At 43.1% G+C, this 15,101-nt stretch carries 13 protein-coding genes; 7 read left to right on the top strand and 6 right to left on the bottom strand.

The window, feature by feature from the left end; all coding sequences use genetic code 11:
* Positions 1 to 169: 169 nt before the first annotated feature.
* The gene (locus L4C38_RS10625; protein ID WP_428797516.1) at positions 170 to 1,795 is read right to left on the bottom strand and encodes a methyl-accepting chemotaxis protein; all 1,626 of its coding nucleotides are present in this window, start codon (positions 1,793 to 1,795) and stop codon (positions 170 to 172) included.
* A 284-nt stretch (positions 1,796 to 2,079) separates the two neighbouring features.
* Between L4C38_RS10625 and queD the strand changes: the two genes are divergently transcribed.
* Entirely contained in the window at positions 2,080 to 2,442 is a 363-nt protein-coding gene (queD, locus tag L4C38_RS10620) for a 6-carboxytetrahydropterin synthase QueD (protein ID WP_428797515.1), read from the top strand.
* 19 nt (positions 2,443 to 2,461) lie between these two features.
* Here queD and L4C38_RS10615 read toward each other — a convergent pair whose 3' ends face one another.
* The 4 genes from L4C38_RS10615 to L4C38_RS10600 all read right to left on the bottom strand — a co-directional run bounded on the left by L4C38_RS10615 (position 2,462) and on the right by L4C38_RS10600 (position 6,775).
* On the bottom strand, positions 2,462 to 2,926 hold the full coding sequence (locus L4C38_RS10615) for a GNAT family N-acetyltransferase (protein WP_428797514.1): 465 nt from the start codon (positions 2,924 to 2,926) through the stop codon (positions 2,462 to 2,464).
* Between the two features lie 240 nt (positions 2,927 to 3,166).
* Positions 3,167 to 4,528 (bottom strand): L-serine ammonia-lyase, encoded by a 1,362-nt coding sequence (locus L4C38_RS10610; protein ID WP_428797513.1) that lies wholly within the window; start codon positions 4,526 to 4,528, stop codon positions 3,167 to 3,169.
* A 91-nt stretch (positions 4,529 to 4,619) separates the two neighbouring features.
* Entirely contained in the window at positions 4,620 to 5,873 is a 1,254-nt protein-coding gene (locus L4C38_RS10605; RefSeq protein ID WP_428797512.1) for an aromatic amino acid transport family protein, read from the bottom strand.
* Between the two features lie 296 nt (positions 5,874 to 6,169).
* A complete protein-coding gene (locus tag L4C38_RS10600; RefSeq protein ID WP_428797511.1) occupies positions 6,170 to 6,775 on the bottom strand; it encodes a CoA pyrophosphatase in 606 nt (201 codons plus the stop codon).
* 146 nt (positions 6,776 to 6,921) lie between these two features.
* Between L4C38_RS10600 and L4C38_RS10595 the strand changes: the two genes are divergently transcribed.
* Both L4C38_RS10595 and L4C38_RS10590 read left to right on the top strand, forming a co-directional pair.
* Positions 6,922 to 7,464: a heme NO-binding domain-containing protein gene (locus tag L4C38_RS10595; protein ID WP_428797510.1), complete on the top strand. Its 543-nt coding sequence runs from the start codon at positions 6,922 to 6,924 to the stop codon at positions 7,462 to 7,464.
* A gap of 5 nt (positions 7,465 to 7,469) precedes the next feature.
* The gene (locus L4C38_RS10590; RefSeq protein ID WP_428797509.1) at positions 7,470 to 9,158 is read left to right on the top strand and encodes an ATP-binding protein; all 1,689 of its coding nucleotides are present in this window, start codon (positions 7,470 to 7,472) and stop codon (positions 9,156 to 9,158) included.
* Between the two features lie 12 nt (positions 9,159 to 9,170).
* On the opposite strand, the gene pabB is transcribed toward L4C38_RS10590, so the two are convergent.
* Positions 9,171 to 10,535 carry an aminodeoxychorismate synthase component 1 gene (gene pabB, locus L4C38_RS10585; RefSeq protein WP_428797550.1) on the bottom strand — a complete coding sequence of 455 codons (1,365 nt, stop codon included), beginning with the start codon at positions 10,533 to 10,535 and terminating at the stop codon, positions 9,171 to 9,173.
* 177 nt (positions 10,536 to 10,712) lie between these two features.
* On the opposite strand from pabB, the gene L4C38_RS10580 reads away from it, so the two are divergent.
* From L4C38_RS10580 to L4C38_RS10565, 4 genes are all read left to right on the top strand, one after another.
* Entirely contained in the window at positions 10,713 to 12,233 is a 1,521-nt protein-coding gene (locus L4C38_RS10580; RefSeq protein WP_428797508.1) for a fumarate hydratase, read from the top strand.
* 105 nt (positions 12,234 to 12,338) lie between these two features.
* Positions 12,339 to 12,524 (top strand): hypothetical protein, encoded by a 186-nt coding sequence (locus L4C38_RS10575; protein ID WP_428797507.1) that lies wholly within the window; start codon positions 12,339 to 12,341, stop codon positions 12,522 to 12,524.
* Between the two features lie 138 nt (positions 12,525 to 12,662).
* Positions 12,663 to 14,039 carry a YcjX family GTP-binding protein gene (locus L4C38_RS10570; protein ID WP_428797506.1) on the top strand — a complete coding sequence of 459 codons (1,377 nt, stop codon included), beginning with the start codon at positions 12,663 to 12,665 and terminating at the stop codon, positions 14,037 to 14,039.
* The gene (locus L4C38_RS10565; protein ID WP_428797505.1) at positions 14,036 to 15,061 is read left to right on the top strand and encodes a YcjF family protein; all 1,026 of its coding nucleotides are present in this window, start codon (positions 14,036 to 14,038) and stop codon (positions 15,059 to 15,061) included. The genes L4C38_RS10570 and L4C38_RS10565 overlap by 4 nt, the downstream gene beginning before the upstream one ends.
* The last annotated feature ends 40 nt before the right edge of the window (positions 15,062 to 15,101 follow it).

Here is a 15,101-nt window from a genome sequence, read left to right as displayed (position 1 = left end):
AGGATTAGGGCAAAAATTTAACGCAATGTTTGGCTGCTAAATGGGACAGTCGATTGACTGAAAAATCGCCAAAAACATTGAGTTGTCATTAGTTTTTTATCGAAACAACATATTACCTGTCAATTCGATTGCTTCAACCATTATTATCGTTTTCGTCTCGATAATTGCGCTATTTTTTCACGTCTTTGTTCAACCCCAGTGAAAACTGGTTAATAAGTTGCTCTAATCGTTCTGATAACTGTTCTAAATCTAAGCTAATGTCACGTGTTTGTGACGCTAATTGCGAAGTGTCATCCGCATGAGCTGTAATGGTATCGACTTTACCTTGTATATGGTGGCTTACAGAAGAGGTACTGTGTGTTTGTTGTTGAATCTCTCTTGTATGATCAAGCACTTGATGCATTTCATCGACCACAGTATGCATTGCACTAGATAGACTTTCTACATCTTCTGAGCGTTGGTGAGCTTGGGCGCAGACGCTATCAACGGACGCCAACGACTCTTGGCTTCCTTGCTTGAACTGCTCGATAATGCGCTCAATATTGCTTGTTGCCTCCGCTGTTCGACCTGCAAGGTTGCGAACTTCTTCGGCAACGACCGCAAAACCACGACCTTGTTCACCTGCACGAGCAGCTTCTATCGCGGCGTTTAACGCTAATAAGTTAGTTTGTTCAGCAATGCCACTGATCACTCCGAGAATGGAAGATACTTCCGAAGTTTGATCATTAAGTGATGATATTTTATCTTTAACATTATCAATTGAACCGACCAGCTGCTTGATATCATCGCTTGCGTTGTGTGCGCTCGCTGCACTTTGTGTGACCACTTCAACAGTGTGGTTAACTAAAGAGGTGGCATCATGCGTTGCCTGTTCGGTGTGATTTTGTTGTTCAAGCATATTGTTGATATTACTTTGAACATCATTTGTTTCTGTCTGCTGGTTATTTGCAGCATCATCAGTTGACTGTGCGACGTCGGTTAATCTACCTGCAGAGTTGGAGAGAGAATGTGTCGTTTGCTGCACTTGATGCAAGCTATCACTTACGGTATCCATAAATGAGTTGATGGAGTTGGTCAATAAGCCAATTTCATCTTGCTGTGTCGATTGAAGTCGACCAGAAAGGTCTTTTGACTGCGATACTTGAGACATAAATTTGGATGCAGCTTGTAGAGGGGTTACAACAATTTTCCGAGTCAACGCCATAGTGAGAATAAAGCCGACAAACGTAATAGAAGACATGATTGCAATGGCCATCATCGCTTGCTTGCTAACCATTGAGTTTACGTGATTCATATTGTATTCAAGGCGAATTGCACCTAATACTTCACCTTCAGGCGTAGCATGACAAGCAACACAGTTAGTGCCACGATAGTCTAAGCTTGATTTCATCGGTAGTGCGACTACTAACCCTTTTCCCCAGTCTGCGCTTATTGGTTCAATAACCAGTTCACCCACCAATGCACGTCGGTCGATATCATCGATGGCAGTTTGGTTAGCGTTGCCCGGCCCATAAAGCTTGCTGACTGTATCAGCTCTTAAAACGCGAACTTGTTCAATCCCATCTTGAGCTTTGGCTTTTTCTCGCAAGGTCTCTTTCTGCGACATTGTACCAGTTAGCATCATCATATTCAGGCTATCAAAGTAGTTGCTCGCCTTATCATGCAATTGCTCGCTGAGTACGTCGTGGATAAGTTGTTTTTGTTGCTGATACTGGTAAAAAGTTGACACGGCGAGTACACAGCCGAATACGAGGACTAACGCAATAAGTAGCTTAAAAGTTATAGTTGAGCGCATTATTATTTACATTTTATTTGAATAGACATAACAAGTCTAAAGGCGAATACCGAACGTTGTTACAATTAGGTGGATTTAATGTGACCACACACATAATAAGGATTTGTATTTGTGAGGAAAATAACGCGTGGTCATTATGTTGGCGCGGTGCCAGTATTTTGTCTTATTGCTATAAAATACATGAAAACACTGAATTGTAAGTTTAAATGAAGCGATCTCTAGAGTGGAGTAAATGGTCTAAGTTAGATACCATGTAGTGACTATGAGTTATTTAGGTAAATGAGATGAAAACAGAGTTGTACAAAGAGTTTATGTTTGAAGCTGCGCATCTTTTGCCTCACGTTGCGGAAGGACACAAATGCGGACGCTTACATGGGCATTCTTTTTTAGTTCGTCTTTATGTTGAAGGGGAGGTTGACCCACATACCGGATGGGTAGTGGACTTTGCGGAGATAAAAGCGGCATTTAAGCCAATCTACAATCGCCTAGACCACTATTATCTCAATGATATTGAAGGGTTAGAAAACCCAACCAGTGAAGTACTCGCGAAATGGATTTGGCAGCAGCTAAAGCCAGAACTGCCACTACTAAGCAAAGTAGAAATTAAAGAAACTTGTACGGCGGGTTGCCTCTACAGAGGGGAATAAGCTAACTGTTTTAGTTGCATTATAGCTTGTGCCTCAGGATACGTTCTTTACCATTTCGTCCGAAGAACAGTTTTTCTTCTTCAATGAAACCTACCGCAGTGAAAAAGTGCTTATTCGCTTCTTCATTGGCGGGTAGGGTGACGCATAGCGAATCACTATCAGAGTTGATAGCATTGGCATAAATGAACAATTTCTGCATTGCTTTTCGACCGAACCCCTTATTTTGATACGCTTTGTCTAACACAATGTATTTGAGACCTAATTCATGTCTGCGTGAAAACGTCGCGTAGTGAGCGAACGCTTTATCAATCACAACATATCCAACAGCGTGACGTTCGGTGTAGAGTGTTAAGATTACCTCGTATTTTGAGCGATTATGGTAAACCTGCTCGAAGGGAAGATGAGCTGCTTTTTGCTCTTCTAATACTTCAAGCTCCATTAAACAGGCAAAATCTTTCAGTTTTGCCGGTCTGATTGCAATCATACTGCCTCATTAATACCACATACAAAAATGGCGACATATGCCCGTCATACTTGAAGTTGCAGCGGTGTTGGCTGTGTTCGTGCCCCCCAATCACATAGTTCACCTATGCTCGGGGGCTTTCTCACTTGCCGCCTACCTGCACCTTCAAGTTTCTTGGGTATAGAAGTCGCCATTATATCGTCTACTTTTCAATAAAATACAATTCTATTAATAGTTTGACGTTACGATCACTCAGTAACCTTAGCAGATCACTTTAATCGCTAAACCACCTTGTGAGGTTTCACGATATTTCGCGTTCATGTCTTTACCAGTTTCTAGCATAGTCTCAATAACTTTATCGAGTGAAACAGTTGGAGCAGAAGAACGACGAAGTGCCATACGCGTAGAGTTGATAGCTTTAACAGCCGCAATACCATTGCGTTCAATACATGGTACTTGAACTTGGCCTGCTACAGGGTCACAAGTCAAACCTAGGTTGTGCTCCATGCCGATTTCAGCTGCCATACATACTTGCTCAGGGCTACCACCCATAAGCTCAGCAAGACCGGCTGCTGCCATAGAACAAGCCACACCGACTTCACCCTGACAACCAACTTCAGCACCAGAGATAGATGCATTACGCTTGTATAGACCACCGATTGCGCCAGATGCCGCGAAGTAACGAATGTAGTCTTTTTCAGTCACTGTTTGGATGAATTTGTCGTAGTACGCTAGAACAGCAGGGATGATGCCACATGCACCGTTAGTTGGCGCTGTAACAACACGTCCGCCGGCTGCGTTTTCTTCGTTTACCGCAAAAGCAAACATGTTTACCCAATCAACAACCGACATTGGATCGTTTGAGGTTTTCTCAGACGTCAACAATAACTGGCGAAGTGCTGCTGCACGGCGTGGTACGCGTAGAGGCCCAGGAAGGATACCTTCTGTATTCATACCGCGTTCCATACCTTCACGCATCGTTTTCCAGATGTTAGCGAAGTACATGCGTGACTCTTCATCAGAGTGCAAAGCTGCTTGGTTTTTCATTACTAGAGTGCCAATTGAAAGACCGCTCTCTTTACATTGATTCACTAGTTCTTCAGCTGAAGTGAATGGGAAAGGCACTTTAACTGGATTCGCTTCTTCTTTACCGAAGTTTTCTTCATCGACGATGAAACCACCACCGATTGAGTAATACGTTTTTGAGTACGCTTTCTCGTCATCAACCCACGCGTGGATTTGCATGCCGTTTTCGTGTAGCTCTAAGTTAGTCGTATGGAAATTCATACCACTATCTTTCGGGAACGATACTGTATGGCAATGCATGCCAACAGGAAGGCGCTCTGTTTCTTCTACACGTGCAATAAAGCCCGCAATAGAATCGATGTCTACTTTCTCAGGGGTATTGCCAGCAAGACCCATGATGATAGCGATATCGGTGTGGTGACCTTTCCCTGTCAGTGATAGTGATCCATAAACGTCAACGGTGATTTTAGTAATGTCGCGCAATTTTCCCATTGCACGAAGATCATCAATAAATTCTTTACCCGCTTTCATTGGGCCTACAGTGTGTGAGCTTGAAGGACCAACGCCGATCTTATAGATGTCAAAAACACTAATCATATCGATTACCTCAGAAGTAAGCCCCCCGAGTAGGGAGGCTTATTTTATTCATTATAATTTTTGGTTTAATTACCCGAAATGGAAGGGGTAATTAAAGAGCGCCGTAGATTACAGAACTAATTGCTGCAAGACCACAGATAACTGTGAAAATCTGTACAGGTGCAGAAGTTTTGTACTTCGCCATTGCTGGTACTTTGTTCATTGCAAATACAGGCAGTAGGAACAAGATTGCAGCAATCATTGGTGCGCCCATTGTTTCAATCATGCCTAGGATGCTTGGGTTAACAACCGCAACAATCCAAGTAGTGATAACGATGAACAGTAGAGAGCCTTTTTCAATCTTGCTTACTGGAGCGCCAGAGCGAGACTTGATTAGACCAACTAGACCTTCGTGAGCACCTAGGAAGTGACCAAAGTAGCTAGAAGTAATCGCAGCAAATGCAACTAGAGGACCCATGTAAGAAATCAGTGGAGACTCATGAACGTTTGCTAGGTAAGAAAGTACAGAGATATTTTGCTCTTGTGCCATTGCTAGCTGCTCTGGAGAAAGAGACAGAACAACAGAGAATACGAAGAACATAACAAAACCCATCAGCATCATTGCAGCGCCGCCAGTGATTGCGTCAGTTTTCTTAACTGCGTTGTCACCGTATTTTAGGCGTTGTTCTTTAGAGAACTGAGAGATGATAGGGCTGTGGTTGAATGAGAACACGATGATTGGAATCGCAAGCCAAACAATAGAAGGCATTGCAGACCAGTCAGGTGCAACTTCAACCATTGAAGTGTTCCAGTCTGGGATTAGGAAGAAAGAAAGTGCTAGTAGAATCGCAACAAGTGGGTAAACCATTGCTGACGTTGCTTTTAGCATTAATTCTTTACCAAATACTACACCTGCTGTCATTGCAGCAATCAGTGCCGCTGATAGCAACCAACGTGGGATTGATTCCATGCCCATTTGGTTTACTAGGAAAGAGTCAACAGTATTGGTGATACCAACGCCGTAAATAAGAACGATAGGGTAAATCGCGAAAAAGTAAGCAAAAGTGATTAAGTTCGCGCCAGTTTTACCAAAGTGTTCTTCAACTGTATCAGTGATGTCTGATTCAGGGTTCTTAGCAGAAAGAACGAAGCGAGCAAGAGATTTGTGTGCGAACCAAGTCATTGGTGCCGCGATTAAAGCAAGGATAACTAATGGCCAAAAACCGCCAGCGCCTGCTTTGATAGGAAGGAAAAGTACACCAGCACCTACAGCGGTACCGAATAGTGATAAACACCAAGTAAAATCTTTATAGTTAAATTTACTAGATTGTTGTTCAGCCGTAGCTGATGAAGTAGTTGAGTTCATATTTAAGTTACTCATTTTTTGGGAACAGGAAATAAGTCAGGTGCAATTTTGCAAGAAAAAATTACATAAAAATTAGATCTACATCATGTTTTTACGGGGATGCGCTAATGATATTCCAAAAAGGAGTTTTTTGTCACGAAAATGACGTGCTACACGTGATTTTTCTTAATGCCTCGGATTAGAAAAACTTATCAATGGAATTAGCTGTGGTTATTTTGCACATAGCAAGCGTTTGCGTCAGGGTGGCTTATTTTACCGTACGAAAGATGAAATGGTGAGAATGAGTAATATCTGCGTTATTTTTGTACTAAATGGTTTTGTAAAGCTTGAATTATTTGCGCTGTCATACCCCAAATAAAGTGCTGGCCATAATTAATGGCGAAGATTTGATGTTGCTGTTGGTTAACAGAAAAGGTATTGCTGTGGAGATATTGTGGATCTAGCACTATTTCAACCGGTACTTCAAAAACTTGGTCAACTTCATTAGTGTCGATGATTGCGGTGTAGTCTGGCTCAACGAAAGCCAAGTAGGGAGTGACAGAAAAGCGGCTAATAGTAGGCAATGCGGCCATTTGACCAAAAATTTCGATTTGATTTGAAAAAATCCCAATCTCTTCTTCCGTTTCTCTCAATACAGTCGAGTAGAGTGAGGTGTCACTTTCTTCGAATTTTCCCCCAGGAAAGCTTACTTGCCCGGGATGATGCCTTAAATGCTTGGCACGCTTAGTAAACAGAACATGTAAGCCATCTTCTCGTTCAACAAAACCGATTAAAACAGCGGCTTTCCGCAGTGGTTGATCCTGTAAAAAACCTAGACGTTTAAGTGCCCCAGCGTGATAGGAAACCGGCTGTTGGGCGAGAAAATGTTGCATAAGCGCGTTTCGGCTGGTTGGTACTAACACAGTTACTCCGGTATCTATTTGAAAAAGCCGACTTTATGGATCATGCTTTGTCTAATGATCATTGCTGGTTGAGCATCGTTTGTTCATCATTGTTAATTAAGAATAGCTTCACAAGCACTAAGGTATAACATAAAAAGGGGCAGGTGATGAAAGGAATCATATTTACTGAGTTCATAGACTTAGTTGAAGATAAGTTCGGGCTAGAGGTGGTCGACCAAATTTTAGATAACGTCGGAGATGACGGAGCTTATACCGCCGTGGGTAGTTATGACCACAAGCTTTTGGTGAAACTCATTGTTGAGCTGGGTAAGTTAACCAATATGCCGCCTGATGAACTACAACAAGCATTTGGACAGTCAATTTTCATCAACTTGTATTCGACACTTCCTTATTCCGCGAGTCTTTCAGAGTGTAAAAATTGTTTTCAGTTTGTTCGTCTCGTAGAGGACTATATCCATATTGAAGTGAAAAAATTGTATCCAGATGCAAATCCGCCACAGTTTGAATTCATCTCAGAAAGTGAAACAGAGCTTATTTTTGACTATAAAAGTGCGCGCTGTATGTCCAATGTGTGCTTAGGGCTAGTAAAAGGCTGCGCGGATCATTTTGGTGAGCAATTAGATATTTCAATGAGCGAGCAGTCGGAAGACAGCAGCCATGTGCAATTTCAGTTGTTACTTGTTAAGTAGTCGATATGAACCAAATCCATCTTGAAAGGAAAATTGCCCGAGAAAAAGCCGCGAGAAAACAGGCTGAAAGCTTGTTGGAACTAAAAAGTCTTGAGCTTTACGAGACGAATCAACAATTGCAACTTGTACTAAAGCAACTTGAATATCAAAACTCAAGTGGTCTCAAGAAACTTGAACTTGAAGCCTATATTAGTGAGTCTCTCGTTCACTTCGGTCGTTCATTCCTAAGTCGGACTCTGGATGATGGTTTGCTATCGAGTTTTTTAGAACGCCTACGCGCTTGCAATTTAATTGATGACGTAAGTTTATATCTCAAGGTGGGTCTAATTCCAACAGTTCTTTCTAGCCACTTTGGCGGATGTAATTCCCACGATGTTGTCAGGATTAAAGCCTCACCGGTGTGGTGCGAAAGCGTATTAATCCTTCCAGTGGAATTGGAACAAGGGCTGGTTGGTGAGCTGAGGATAGACGTCAATACATGTGATATTGATGCGGACTTTATTCAAAGCCAAATGGCCTTAGTGGTTGAATTACTGTGTAGTGCGATTAGCCGTCAATTGATGGTGACCAAAAGCCAATTGGCTCGAAAACGAGCAGAGGAATCTGAGCGGGCAACGAAAGAGTTTGTTGCGATGATAAATCACGAATTACGAACACCCTTGAACGGCTTATTAGGGAGTGCTGAGCTTCTAGCCGATACACCACTTACATTAGATCAAAGAACTATATTGAGTAATTTGACACATTCGGGTGATCTGTTGCGCCACATAATTAATGATCTACTTGATTTCAGTAAGATAAGTGCAGGTATGATGGAATTATTCCCGAGTCAGTTCTCTTGGGAAGAAATGAAAAATATGCTCCACGGTATTTTTTCACCACAAGCGCAAGAGAAGCAAATTGCGTTTTTGATTGAAGAGGATGAAGGTATACCGTTGATATTGGTGGGAGATTTCGAGCGTATCAGTCAAATACTAGCTAATTTGATCGGTAATGCGGTGAAATTTACTTCTGAAGGTAAAGTGGAAGTGTTCGCGAGGTGGGAAGAGAGTGTACTTCATGTGCAGGTTAAGGATAGTGGATGTGGTATTCCTAAAAAAGCGCAACAAAGCTTGTTTGATCCATTTGTGCAAGCCGATAGAACCACAAGGCGCACTTATGAAGGAACAGGGCTGGGTTTGGCTATCTGCAGAAATTTAGTTGACTTAATGTCGGGCACTATCAACTTTCAAAGTGATGTAGGGGTAGGAAGCGAGTTTAATATTGCTTTGCCGCTTAAAATTGCAGCGCATGCTGACGAAGCGAAGATCAGCAATCCTGAATCATCCAAACCACTCGCCAATCTTTCTATTTTAGTCGTCGATGATATTCGAATAAATCAAATTATCATCACGCAAATGTTGAAGAAACTATCGATTACCCCGGATACCGCAACAAATGGCGTTGAAGCTATCGAAGCGGTGAAAAGCAGCGAGTACGATCTGATTTTTATGGATTGCAGAATGCCTGAAATGGATGGTTTTGAAGCCACCAAATATCTGCGGCAACAAAATTTTATAAGACCAGTTGTCGCGCTAACGGCAGGCACCACTCTTGAAGAGATGGAGAAATGCATTGCCAGCGGTATGGATGACATTTTGACAAAACCTTATACCGCTACTGATCTGAAGTTGATGATTCAAAAGTGGATTTAGTGCTTAAATTAGCTAGCCGAGTACAGGTAAAATACGACTCAATTTATCAAAGGTTTCTTGGTATTCAGAATCAGCTTGGCTGTCCGCGACTAATCCACCACCAGCCCAAACATGCAGCATTCCATTTTCTACGACTAATGTTCGAATAGTAATGCTGGTATCCATTCTACCGTGGCGACTGATATAACCGATACTTCCGCAATACGCACTGCGTCGGTGTGGTTCCAGTTCCTCAATGATTTCCATTGCGCGCACTTTTGGCGCACCAGTAATGGATCCACCTGGGAAGCTTGCTCGCAATAGGTCCATTGCATCATACCCATCATCGAGCTGCGCTTTAATTGTGCTGACTAAGTGGTGTACTGCAGGAAAGCTTTCAATATCAAAAAGTTTTGGAACATGAACACTACCAGGCTTGGCAACTTTTCCTACATCATTGCGCAGCAAATCTACGATCATTAAGTTCTCAGCTTGATCCTTTTCGGAATTCGCCAGCTCTTGTGCTGAGGCAATGTCGGCAATTGGATCACTGTACCTCGGGCGTGTGCCTTTTATTGGCTTGGTTTCAATTTCTCCAGCGTTGACTTGAAGAAATCGCTCTGGAGATACACTTAAAATTGCACCATGTTCGGTGCGAATAAAAGCAGAAAATGGGGCTTGATTCACTTGTTCAAGCTTTTGATATGCTTGCCACTCCGAGCCTTGATATGGAGCAGAAAACCGCTGTGCTAAATTGATTTGGTAACAGTCACCAGAGAGCAGATACTCTTGTACGTGAGCAAACTTATTTTTGTATTGATCTTCTGACATATTTGACTGCCAGTTTTCAAGCAAAGCAAAGCTAGTTTGTAGCGGTTCTTGTTGCTTCAGTAGCCATTGCCAATGTTGTTCAATATTTTGTCCAACCACCCATGCTTGCTGTTGGTGATGATCTATCACTACCGCCCATTCATAAATGCCGACCGCCATATCTGGCGTACTGAGATCTTGTAAGGCTATATTTGGTATTGTTTCTATTTGGCGACCTAAGTCGTAAGCGAAATAGCCCAATGCACCACCAATGAAAGGTAATTCGCCTTGATAGTTAAGATCACTCAAATAACGCCTTTGGACACTTTGGATCAAAGTGAAGGGGTCGTCATTTGTTTGATAACTGTCATTAGGTTCATTTACTAATGTGCTATTACCGTGAGTTACTAATGTCACAATTGGATTTGCAACTAAGACATCAAATCGGCTATCTACATGATGTTGCGAGGCAGAACGTAACAACATCGCCCAATTCTGTATTGAAATCGGTGAAAATAGCGTATTAGCAAGGTCAGAAGCGTAATTAATCTGTTTGATTTGTAAACGATTTGCTTGCGTGTTATTCATTTGTTTAAATTGTGACAAAGAGTTCGTTCGCTTCGTGGCGTGTTGGGAAAAGCAAGAGTATCATAACCAAAATAGAACCCGCTACTTAGAATAAAAACTGATGGCTGGCTTGTGTAAACTTGTCAGTCACGAATGTTTACAAAGCGGGGGGTAATGGAAGCAAAAAAGAGGCCAGTCATGACAGTTATTCGCAGACAGGATGTGATCAGCAGTGTTGCTGATGCACTTCAGTACATTTCTTACTACCACCCGCTCGATTTTGTTCAAGCGCTTGAGCAAGCCTATCACCGTGAACAAAGCCAAGCGGCGAAAGATGCTATCGCCCAGATATTAATTAACTCACGCATGTCAGCTGAAGGTCACCGCCCGATCTGTCAAGATACCGGCATCGTAACGTGTTTTGTGAACGTCGGTATGGGTGTTCAGTGGGACGACATTGACATGACGGTACAGCAAATGGTCGATGAAGGTGTACGCCAAGCTTACACTAACCCTGATAATCCTCTTCGAGCTTCAGTGCTTAAAGACCCTGCGGGCAAGCGAATCAATACCAAAGATAATACGCCTGCGGTTGTACATATTAATATGGTACCAGGTGATAAACTTGAAATTCAAATCGCCGCCAAAGGTGGTGGTAGTGAAAACAAAACTAAGATGGCGATGCTTAATCCGTCAGACGATATTGCCGAGTGGGTTGAAAAGACACTACCAATGATGGGCGCGGGTTGGTGCCCGCCAGGTATGCTGGGCATTGGCATTGGTGGAACGGCAGAGAAAGCTGCGGTTCTGGCAAAAGAATCGTTAATGGAACATATTGATATTCATGAGTTAATCGATCGCGGTCCGCAAAATGCTGAAGAAGAACTTCGGTTAGATATCTTTAACCGTGTCAATCGACTCGGGATTGGTGCGCAAGGCTTGGGCGGTTTAACCACAGTGGTTGATGTGAAAATTAAATCTGCGCCAACGCATGCAGCATCGAAACCAGTTTGTTTGATCCCAAATTGCGCCGCCACACGCCATGTGCATTTCACCCTTGATGGTTCAGGACCAGCTGAGCTTGTTCCTCCTAAATTAGAAGATTGGCCAGATATCACATGGGAAGCAGGTGAGAATACTCGTCGTGTTAACCTCAATTCGATTACAAAAGAAGAAGTCATGGAGTGGAAAACGGGGGAAACCGTACTCCTTTCAGGCAAGATTTTGACGGGGAGAGATGCGGCGCATAAACGAATCCAAACCATGCTGGACAACGGCGAGGGTTTACCTGCTGGTGTTGATTTTAAAGGTAAGTTTATTTACTACGTCGGCCCTGTGGATGCGGTCGGTGATGAAGCTGTTGGTCCTGCCGGCCCGACAACTTCGACTCGTATGGACAAATTTACCGATATGATGCTTGATCAAACCGGTATCATGGGCATGATTGGTAAGGCGGAGCGTGGACCTGCAACGGTTGAATCAATTAAACAACATAAGTCAGTTTATCTAATGGCGGTAGGCGGCGCGGCTTATTTGGTGGCGAAAGCGATTAAGAAAGCACGCGTGGTTGCGTTTGAAGATTTGGGTATGGAAGCGATCTACGAATTTGACGTAGAAGACATGCCGGTGACGGTTGCGGTTGACTCAAATGGTGCGAATGCCCACCAAATTGGTCCAGATACTTGGAAAGTAAAAATCCAAGAAATGGAAGCTGAGTGAGTTAACACATTGAATCATTTGCTAAACAATTGACAAAAGTGCAGCGAAAGCTGCACTTTTTGTCTCTATACTGTCTTAGGTTTAAAGTAAAAAATAGGAGAATGCATGCCACGGTTTATTCAAATACTTCAAATTCTTATCGCTGCTGTTGTGGGCTTTTTTATCGGGTATGACTTAATCCTTCACGGAATCAGTATTTTTGAACAAAAATACGTCACCATAACTTGTGTCTTGCTCGTATTGTTAGAAATTGCTTTGTTCACTATTTACAAGCTGATCGAAGATGATTAATTTTCGAGAAACGTCAGCGGTGCAGTAAGGCTAAGATTTCAACTAAACCTCTGATAATTATCAGAGGTTTTTTGTTCATCCGCGATTAATATACATAGTGATAAAGTAGCAATAATAAAAGATTGAACGAGAGATTCGATGAAGAACATAAAACAAGAAGTGAACGATTTTCTGCACCGCAGTATGGATTCTCATGTGCGGATTGCGGTGACGGGATTATCTCGCGCGGGTAAAACGGCTTTTATTACCTCACTTGTTAATCAACTCCTTCATACATCCACTCATCAACAATTACCTTTACTCAGTGCAACGCGTGATAAACGTGTGATTGGCGCAAAGCGTGAGCCACAGTCGAATATGATGGTGCCTCGCTTCGCGTATGATGAGGCGATGAATCAGTTACAGGGTAATAATCCTAATTGGCCCGAACCGACGCGTGATGTTAGTGAGATTCGTCTAGCACTGAAATACAAATCAACCAAAAAAACTAAGAAGCTGTTAAGTAGCACCGCGACATTGCATCTCGATATTATTGATTATCCAGGGGAGTGGCTGCTTGATTTACCCTTGTTGGATATGGATTTTCACCAGTGGTCACAAAGTCAATTTGGTGCATTGTCTGGCAAGCGATTAGAGTTGGCAAAAGCATGGTTAGATGAGTTGGAAAAAGTCGACTTAAATGCCGAAACTGATGAGCATCTGTTGCAATCCGTCGCGGAGAGTTATACCCAATATTTGCATGCATGTAAGGAACATGACTTGCATTGGGTTCAACCGGGACGGTTTGTTCTGCCGGGTGAGTTAGATGGCGCCCCGGTGTTGCAATTTTTCCCGTGTCGGTTTGACGCTGAGGAAAAACCGGCGCGAAATAGTAATTTAGCCATGATGAAAGCGCGTTACCAAGAGTACCAGACCAAAGTTGTTAAAGCGTTTTATAAGCATCATTTCTCTACATTTGACCGTCAAATCGTGTTGGTAGACTGCCTGCAGCCCTTGAATGCTGGGAATGAATCATTTATGGATATGCGTGGGGCGCTTGAGCAGCTCATGCACAGTTTTCGCTATGGGCGTAGCAGCTTGGTAAACAGGCTATTTGCACCGCGTATTGACAAGGTTTTGTTTGCCGCAACAAAAGCTGATCATGTCACACCAGACCAACACAGCAATTTGGTGTCGCTGCTGCAACAAATGGTGCATCCTGCTTGGCAAACCGCCTCATTTGAGAACATTGAAATGAGCTGCATGAGTATTGCATCGATTCAAGCAACGCAAACGGGTTTTATCGGTAATGGTGAGCAGTCTATTCCGGCTATTCAAGGTGTATCGCTAATGGGTGAGGCAATGACGCTCTACCCAGGAGAGGTGCCGAAAAAGCTGCCTTCTGCCGCCTATTGGGACAGTAAAGGTTTTGAGTTTACAGCATTTAAACCAATGTACAGTGAGCAAGATGAACCATTACCCCATGTACGTATGGACAAAACGCTTGAGTATTTGATTGGAGACAAACTGAAATGAGTGAATTTAAATCTAAACAAGTATTTAACCAGCCTCTCCAAGCTGAACTTGATCCACAGGTTGAACTCACGGCTCAAGTCCAATTTGAGACGAGCGAGAAATTTGTACCAGCCGCTATAGAAGAACAAGAACAAGCAAGCGAAAAACAGTTAGAACAGGTTATTCGACCTAATAAAGGACGCAAATGGCTTACAACAGGGATGGTTGGTGCTTTTTCTGCGCTAGTTGCATGGCAATCTTTTGATACAGTGTTACAAGCGATTCAAAGTGCAGATTGGTTGGCGCTAAGTTGGGCGGGGTTTGTTTCGGCTTTGGCTGCATTAGGTCTTGGTGCCATAGGTAAAGAGTTGTGGAAACTGCGCACTTTGCGCAATCACTTCTCTACTCAGGAACAAAGCGAAGCACTATTGAATAATGATAGTGTTGGGCAAGGAAAAGCATTCTGTCAAAAATTGGCACGCCAAGGTGGTATTCAACCAGAATCGCTCAGTTATGACCGATGGCTCAATGGACTTAACGCTTCGCATAGTGACGCCGAAATTCTAGATATGTACGATGCGATAGTGGTCGTAGAGCAAGATAAATTAGCGACTCAAATTGTTACACGACACGCGACTGAATCTGCTGCTCTTGTCGCGATTAGCCCACTTGCGGTAGCCGACATGCTGCTCGTTGCTTGGCGAAACTTCAAAATGGTTGATAACCTTGCCCAAGTCTATGGCATTGAACTGGGTTATTGGTCTCGTTTAAAGCTATTTAAATGCACTTTGGTCAACATGGCTGCGGCTGGTGCGAGTGAATTAGCCATTGATGCCGGTATGGATTTGATGTCGATGGATTTGGCTGGCAAGTTATCTGCACGCGCTGGACAAGGTATCGGCGTGGGTATTTTGACCGCTAGATTGGGCATTAAAGCGATATCTTTGCTTCGCCCGATGCCTTGGCACCCTGAGAGGGCGGTGAAATTGTCTGCAATTCGCAAGCAAATCGCGTTAAAAGTGGCCGCACTAACAGTTAAATAGCATGAATGTGAAGCTAGTAAGGTAGCTTTGCTTGACGGGT

Source organism: Vibrio kasasachensis, from assembly GCF_050337565.1.
GTDB lineage: Bacteria > Pseudomonadota > Gammaproteobacteria > Enterobacterales > Vibrionaceae > Vibrio > Vibrio kasasachensis.
This window is presented reverse-complemented; position numbering and strand designations above follow the sequence as displayed.